Below are 6,962 nucleotides of genomic sequence, written 5' to 3' on the forward strand. Positions count from 1 at the left end.
GCAGGCGTGGTGCTGACAGTCGAAGCAGTCTTGGGCGCAGGCGCCGGGCTGTCGCCGGACAGCCACCAGTAACCGGCGCCGGCCACGGCCAGGGCGACGGCCACAGCGACGCCGGCCAGGGCCAGCACCGGGCCACGGCGCTGCTCGGAGACCGGGCTGCCGGCGGGCGGCAGATTGGATGAGCGCGGCGGCGGCGGTGTCTCCTGGCGCGGCTCCTGACGAGCCTCCTGGCGCGGCGCAGGCGCTGGCGCCTGCCGGGGAATCTCGATGGACACCGGAGTCAACCCGGCCAGGTCGTTGCCCGGGGGCACGGCCTGAGGCGGCAACGGCAATGGCTGGATCAGTGTCGCCTCGACCTCGGAAGTCTCCGGCGGCAGGTTGTCCAGGGCCGTCAGCAAGGCCGCCGCATCCGGATAGCGTTCCGCCGGGTCCTTGGCCAGCAGCTTGCGCAGGATGTGCTGGTAGCGCCCGTGATGCAGCGGCAATTCAGGCAAGGGCTCGGTGAGGTGGGCCAGGGCCGTGGACAGCGCGTCGGTGCCGTTGTAGGGCAGCTCGCCGACGAGAATCTCGTACAGCACCACGCCCAGGGCATACAGGTCGGCGCGACCGTCGATGTCCTGGCCCCGAGCCTGTTCCGGGCTCATGTAGCTCGGGGTGCCCACGGCAAAACCGGCCTGGGTGAACTGGGTGCGGTCGTCCAGGGACTTGGCGATGCCGAAGTCCGAAAGCACCGCGGTGCCGTCGGCGCGGAACAGGATGTTGGCCGGTTTGACGTCGCGGTGCACCAGCCCCTGGGCGTGGGCATAACCCAGGGCCGAGGCGATCTGGCGGATGTAGGTCAGGCCCTGCTCCGGGGTCAGCCCGGCGGCGATGCGCTCTTTGAGGGTGCCGTTGGGCAGGTATTCCATGGCCATGTAGTACAGCTCGCCGACATTGCCGATGTCGTGGATGGTCACGGTATGCGGATGGGACAGCCGCGCCAGGGTCTTGCCCTCGCGCAAAAAACGCTCGCAGAAGCTCGGGTCGGCGGCCAGCGCCGCGGCCATGACCTTGAGCGCCACTTTGCGCTCCAGGGAACGCTGGGTCGCCAGGTACACGGAGGCCATGGCGCCTTCGCCAATCTCGCCCTGGATGTCAAAGCCGGGAATCAGAATGTCCATGGTCACTGTCCTGCGGCCTTGATCACGATGGCGGTGATGTTGTCCGGCGCGCCGCGGGTCAGGCCCAGGTGAATCAGGCTGCGCACCACGTCGTTGGGCTCGCTGTGGCTGAGCACGTCGCGCAGTTCGAAGTCTTCGGCGGTCTTGTTCAAGCCGTCGCTGCACAGCAGGAAGGTGTCGCCGTCCTCCACCTGCAGATCGACCTGGGACAACTCCAGCTGGGCTTCGACGCCAATGGCCCGGGTGACGATATTGGCCCGCGGATGCACCCGCGCCTCGGCCTCACTGAGCAGGCCGCTGTCCTGCAGGTCCTGGACGTAGCTGTGATCCCTGGAAATGCTTTCCAGTTGCTCGTCCCGCAGCCGGTACAGGCGACTGTCACCGGCCCACAGACAGACCGCCCGGGCACCGCGCACGGCCAGCAGGACCACGGTGCTGCCCATCATGGTCACCCCGCGATTGGCGGTTTCCTCGCGCACCGCAGCATTCACCGCCGCCAGGCCATTGCGCAGCGCGGCAACGTATTGGTCGAGGCTGTCTACCGCCGCAATCCCGCGCAGGCTATCGACGATCAGGCTGCTGACGTAATCCCCGGCAGCGTGTCCGCCCATGCCGTCGGCCACCAGCCAGAGGCCGGTTTCCGGGGCTTCGAGCCAGGCGTCTTCATTGATTTTCCGCACCATGCCGACATGGCTGTAGCTGGCGGACTGGTAGGACAGTTGTGGCGCTGAACCCATTTAGACGGCACCTTCTTGTCCGAGCAAAAATTGCGCAAAATCGCTGGCCGGCGGCAGCCCCTGGCAACGCAGGAGCATCGGGCTGATGTACGGCGAACCCCGGCCCCACCAGGCACTCGACCCTTCACTGCCCTGGGTCGCGAGGATCGCGCCACGGGCCTGTGGATCACTGACATAAAACCGCTGCAGACCAGCGAAATGGCTGCCTTCGGCACGGGTCGCCGGGCTCGGCGCCCCCAGGGCCTGCATCCCCTCTTCCAGGGCTTCGAAGCTGGCGTTCTGGTCCAGGGTCGCCAGCAGCAGCTCTTCCACCTGCTCAAACCACAGATCCGGGCCACTCACCAGGGAAGCCACATCGCTTTCAGGCTCCAGCAAGGCCGCCACGGTCAGGGGGAAATAACGCCCGACCCGATCGATGCTCGGCATCACCACACCCACCGCCGCCTGGGGCCCGCAGACGCCGGGGGCCAGGGCGAAGCGCCACAGCGGGCTGACCAGATAGGCGTTCAGCCACTGCTCGCCCAGAGCGTTCTGGCTGGCCAGCAAACCCGCCGCCAGCCAACTGTCCCAGGGGCCGATGAAACTCTGCGGCAAGCCACGGCTGACAAAATCGCCGCGGCTGGCCAACTTGCCGTACAGACCGACCACCGTCATAGCCGCTCCGGCAGGCTGAAGCCGCTGAGCACCCGGCTCTTGAACGGGTTGAAGGCACTGCTGGCCCGCAACTCGTAGGAAATGCTCGCGCCATCCACCCGCAGCCGCAGGTTGAAGCGATCCGGCGAGTTGGTGGCGGTCAGGTCCGATTGCTCCAGCAGGCGGAACCAGGCCCAAGGGCCGTCCAGAGTGATCCCGGAACGTCCGGCAGCTGACGGCGGCATGATCGACAGGCGCACCACGCCGATGCTCCCCGGGTTCGGCCACTGCATGGCCACCGGCCGGCTCGGGCCGTGGTCGTAGCTCAGTTGCTGGCCATCCAGGTCGAGGAGGAACTGGCTGATATTGGCGTCCATGGCCACCGGCTTGAGTTCGAAACGCACCGCCGGCTGGGTACCGCCACTGGAGCGGAAGAAGGCATCGCGAATGTTCGAAGCGCGCTGGAAGGTCTGCAGCACGCTGGGGGAAATACCCAGCTTCTGCGCCGCGCCCGGTTGCCAGCTCCAGGTCGGAGTCGAGGTGTTGACGTAAGGCTGCAAGTACTTGCGGAAGTAGTTGTCCATCACCCCGCCGGTGCCGAAGAACTGGCCGAAGTCCTCCAGGGTCGCGTCCCGGGAACTGCCGGGGGACATCGGATAACGCCCGCTCAGGGACTGGCGATAAACGTTCACCACCTCGCTGACCCAGGCCGCGTTCAGTTGGTTGCGCACCCCGCCCATCATGGTGTTGGTGGTGGAACTCACCACCGATTTCACCAGCCCCTGGACCACCGGCGGCTGACGCTCGGCGGTCAGGCTGACCCGCGCTGCGGCGGCGCTGGCCTGGTTCTTGGCCTCGCCCAACAGGGCATCGCCACTGGCCCCGACCATGGCACTGACTTGCACGTACAAGGCATTCATGTCCGCCAGCAGGCCATCGATGGCCGCCGGCTCGCCCTCACCCTTGCTCACCAGGCGGTTGAGCTCGGCAAAGTGCGCGCTCACCGGGTCTTCGCTGCTGGCCACGGCCGCCGGGTTGCCCGCCTGCTCCTGACCCAGCAGGGAGCCCAGGCGCTGCTTGAGCTGATCCACACCGCCCTCGACCTTCTGGCCCTGGGCCGCCAACAGGCGTTCTTCCTGTTGCAGGTCGGTTTCCTTGGCCACGGCCACCAGCAGCTTCTTCAGCGGCGACGTGGGACCGGAGAGAATCCGCAGCACGTCCGCAGCCTGGGCCACGCTGGTGATGGGTACGAAGTCGATGTCCGCCAGCAGAGCGTCCCACTGGCGCAGGTAGTCCTGGAAGTACAGGCGGCGTACGTCAGCGGCAAGGCTGGCGACGTTCTGCTGGTCGGCCTGGTCGCGGCCCAGTACCCACTGTTCTTCCGCCAGGGTGCCGGCCTGGTTGAGGCTGGCCAGGAGGAAGCCTTCGCGGTAGCCCTTGACGGTGAACAGCCCGCTCAGGGGTTCGCTCAGGGGCTTGCCGCTCTTGCGGGTGAACACCAGCGCCGCGTCGCGGCCACCGGCCTCGCTGAGGCGGAAGTCCGGGACACCGTCCGGCAGCTTGGCGCGCTTGACCCGGTCATAGACCCGCTGGGCCACCGGCAACTGCTGCAACTGGCGCCGCAGATCGTCGATCAGGCGCTGGTCCAGGCGCGCATTGGGCGGATGTTTTTCAAACAGCGCTTGCAGGTGGCCGGTCAGGGCCTGGCGCTGCTCGGGAGGCAGGTCCCGGGCCAGGGTCCGCTCCCAGTCCAGGGTGACCCAGGCCTTGATGAAGTCCGGATCGTAGTGCTCGCTGTCCGCCAGCATCAGGTAGGCCTTGAGCCCCTCGTAGAGGTAGTCCGAATTGCCGCCACTGTGCAGTTGCTCTTCGATGCGGGTCATCAAACGCGGGGCGAACACCGCCACCAGCAGCTTGCGATAGACGCTGGCGGACTCGGCTTCGAGCATGTCGCCCTGATACAGGCCCAGGCCTTCGGCCCAGCCCGGTGCATCGCCGGCCAGATTGCGCGTGGCGTTGAGCAGCGGCAGCACCGCCAGCACATCGCGCTGGGCCGGGCTGAGACTCTGCACGTCCTGGCGCACCGGGCCGACCCGCTGGTCGACCTGGGCGATATAGGCCTGGTTGGCCCGGTAGCTGACGATCCACAAGGTACCCACTACCAGCACCAGGGCCACGGTGGCTGCCAGGGCGCCCCGAGCGATCCATTTGCGCCGCCGCTCGACCTTGGGGTTGACCCCCACCAGCCCGCGCTCGGCAAAGGCCACCGCGCTGAACAGTTTCTCGATGAAGTAGCTGCGCCCGGTGCCGGTCTGCCGTGCCAGGTGCTGGCGGTCCAGGTTCATGCTCTGGGCCATGGCGCCGATCAGGCGGTCGATGGGGCTGCCTTCCTGGGTGCCACTGGTGAAATACACCCCGCGCAGCAGCACGCGCTCTTCAAAGGCATTGGGTTTGAACACGCCTTCCAGGAAGCCCTGCAAGGACTCCTTGAGCGCGGCGAATTGCTGCGGGAAGCCGTAGATCAGGTCGCGCCGAGCCGGGTCGCGTTCCTGTTGCAGGCGCTCCACCAGTCGCTCGTTGAGCCGCTGCTCCAGGGCCGCCAGCTCCGCCGGCAACTGAGCCAGGGGGCTGTCGCCACTCTTGCCGTCATCCAGGGCGAAGGTCATGCCCCAGACCTGAGCCCGCTCTTCCTTGCTCAGAGAGTCGAAGAACTCCATGAAGCCCGGCACCAGATCGAGCTTGGTGAGCATCAGGTAAATGGGGAAGCGTACGCCCAGCTGGGTGTACAACTCCTGGATGCGCAGGCGAATCGCCGCGGCGTGAGCCGCCCGCTCCGCCTCGCTGCTTAGCAGCAGGTCGGAAAGGCTGATGGCGACGAAGGCACCATCGATGGGCCGCCGCGAGCGCTGGGTTTTCAGCAGGTCGAGAAAGCCCAGCCAGGCTGCCTTGTCCACCGCGGCATGGCTGTCCTGGGTGGTGTAGCGGCCGGCCGTGTCCAGCAGCACGGCCTGGTCGGTGAACCACCAGTCGCAGTTGCGGGTGCCGCCGACGCCACGCACGGCACCGGCGCCCAACTGCGCGGCCAGGGGAAAATGCAGGCCGGAATTGACCAGCGCCGTGGTCTTGCCCGAGCCCGGTGGCCCGATGATCACGTACCACGGCAACTCGTAGAGGTTGCGTCGCTCGTCACCGCCGAGCTTGGCCTTCTTCAACAGCGCCAGGGCTTCGTCCATGCGCTGGCGCAGGGCCGCCAGCTCCTCGGCGGTGGCCACGCTGTCCGGGTCCGGCGGGGTATCGGCGGCCAGGCTTTGCAGGACCTTGGCCGCATGCCGGCGGGCCTGGATGATGTGAAACACCCGATAGCCGATCCACACCGCGAAGATGAGAATGATCAGCGCCCAACGCCGCCCTTCCGGCACCAGGAACTCCAGCAGCGGGCCAATGAACCAGATGATCAGGCTCAGGGCGATCAGCCCCAGCAGTGGAATCACCCAGCGCGTCACAAAACTGAAAAACGCCTTCACTCGACCCCCTCCGCCAATACGCTGATTTCTACCCGACGATTGCGCGCCCGCCCTTCGGCGGTGGCATTGGTTGCCAGCGGCTCAGTGTCACTGCGGCCTTCGGCGCTGAAGCGCTCCGGCTGCCCGGTCTTCGCCGCGAGAATCTGCAACACCGATTCGGCGCGGGCCTGGGACAGCTTCCAGTTGGACGGGAAGCGCAAGGTGGCGATCGGTCGGTTGTCACTGTGGCCGGTGATCCGTACCTGGCCCTTGACCTTGCGCACGGCGTCGGCGATGCGCAGCATCAGCGGCTGGTAGTCGTCGAGGATGCTGGCACTGGCCGAGGCGAACAGCTCGTCGCCACGGATGGTCACCACCGAACGGTCGACGGCATCTTCCACCGCCACCCGCCCGGCCTTGATGTCCTCGGCGAGGAAGCCGGCCAGGCGCGGACGCTCGACAATCTTCGGCTGGACCACCGGGCGGTCCAGGGTCTGCACCGGGATCTCGCCCAGGGCATGGATGTTCTTGAACACCGGCTCGGCGTCCGCTGCCAGCTTCAGGCGCAAGCCGAACAGCAGTGCCAGCAGCAGGGCCACACCAATAGCGATGCCGACCCAGGGCGGCATGAACTGGGCCAGGCGATCACGGGCCACGGTGACCCCGCGCCAATGGGGCGAGAGCTCGCGCTCATGCTCGCCACGGGCACTGCGGATGGTCGCCGCGGTGCGCTCGCGCAGGGCTTCAAGCTGACTGCGACCGTCGATCATCACTCGGTAGCGGCCTTCGAAACCCAGGCACATGCACAGGTACAGCAGCTCCAGCAGGTACAGGCGCTCGCGCGGGCTTTGCAGGCAGTGCTCCAGCAACTGGAAGACCTTCTCGCCGCCCCAGGCTTCGTTGTGCACGGTGATCAGCAGGCTCTGCTT

General features: G+C 67.0%; 5 protein-coding genes. All 5 read right to left on the reverse strand.

Annotated features, from left to right (window positions below):
• A partial coding sequence (locus BLX41_RS36845) for a serine/threonine-protein kinase (protein WP_259745436.1) occupies window positions 1–1,160 on the reverse strand: 1,160 nt, incomplete at its 3' end.
• A 2-nt stretch (window positions 1,161–1,162) separates the two neighbouring features.
• The gene (locus BLX41_RS31425; protein ID WP_123728012.1) at window positions 1,163–1,897 is read right to left on the reverse strand and encodes a PP2C family protein-serine/threonine phosphatase; all 735 of its coding nucleotides are present in this window, start codon (window positions 1,895–1,897) and stop codon (window positions 1,163–1,165) included.
• The gene (gene tagF / locus BLX41_RS31430) at window positions 1,898–2,551 is read right to left on the reverse strand and encodes a type VI secretion system-associated protein TagF (RefSeq protein ID WP_123728013.1); all 654 of its coding nucleotides are present in this window, start codon (window positions 2,549–2,551) and stop codon (window positions 1,898–1,900) included.
• Entirely contained in the window at window positions 2,548–6,054 is a 3,507-nt protein-coding gene (gene tssM, locus BLX41_RS31435; protein ID WP_123728014.1) for a type VI secretion system membrane subunit TssM, read from the reverse strand. Before tssM ends, tagF begins: the two co-directional genes overlap by 4 nt.
• A partial coding sequence (tssL, locus tag BLX41_RS31440) for a type VI secretion system protein TssL, long form (RefSeq protein WP_185073877.1) occupies window positions 6,051–6,962 on the reverse strand: 912 nt, incomplete at its 5' end. The genes tssM and tssL, both read right to left, overlap by 4 nt.

Origin of the sequence: Pseudomonas protegens (assembly GCF_003732485.1) — a bacterium.
GTDB classification, from domain to species: domain Bacteria; phylum Pseudomonadota; class Gammaproteobacteria; order Pseudomonadales; family Pseudomonadaceae; genus Aquipseudomonas; species Aquipseudomonas protegens_B.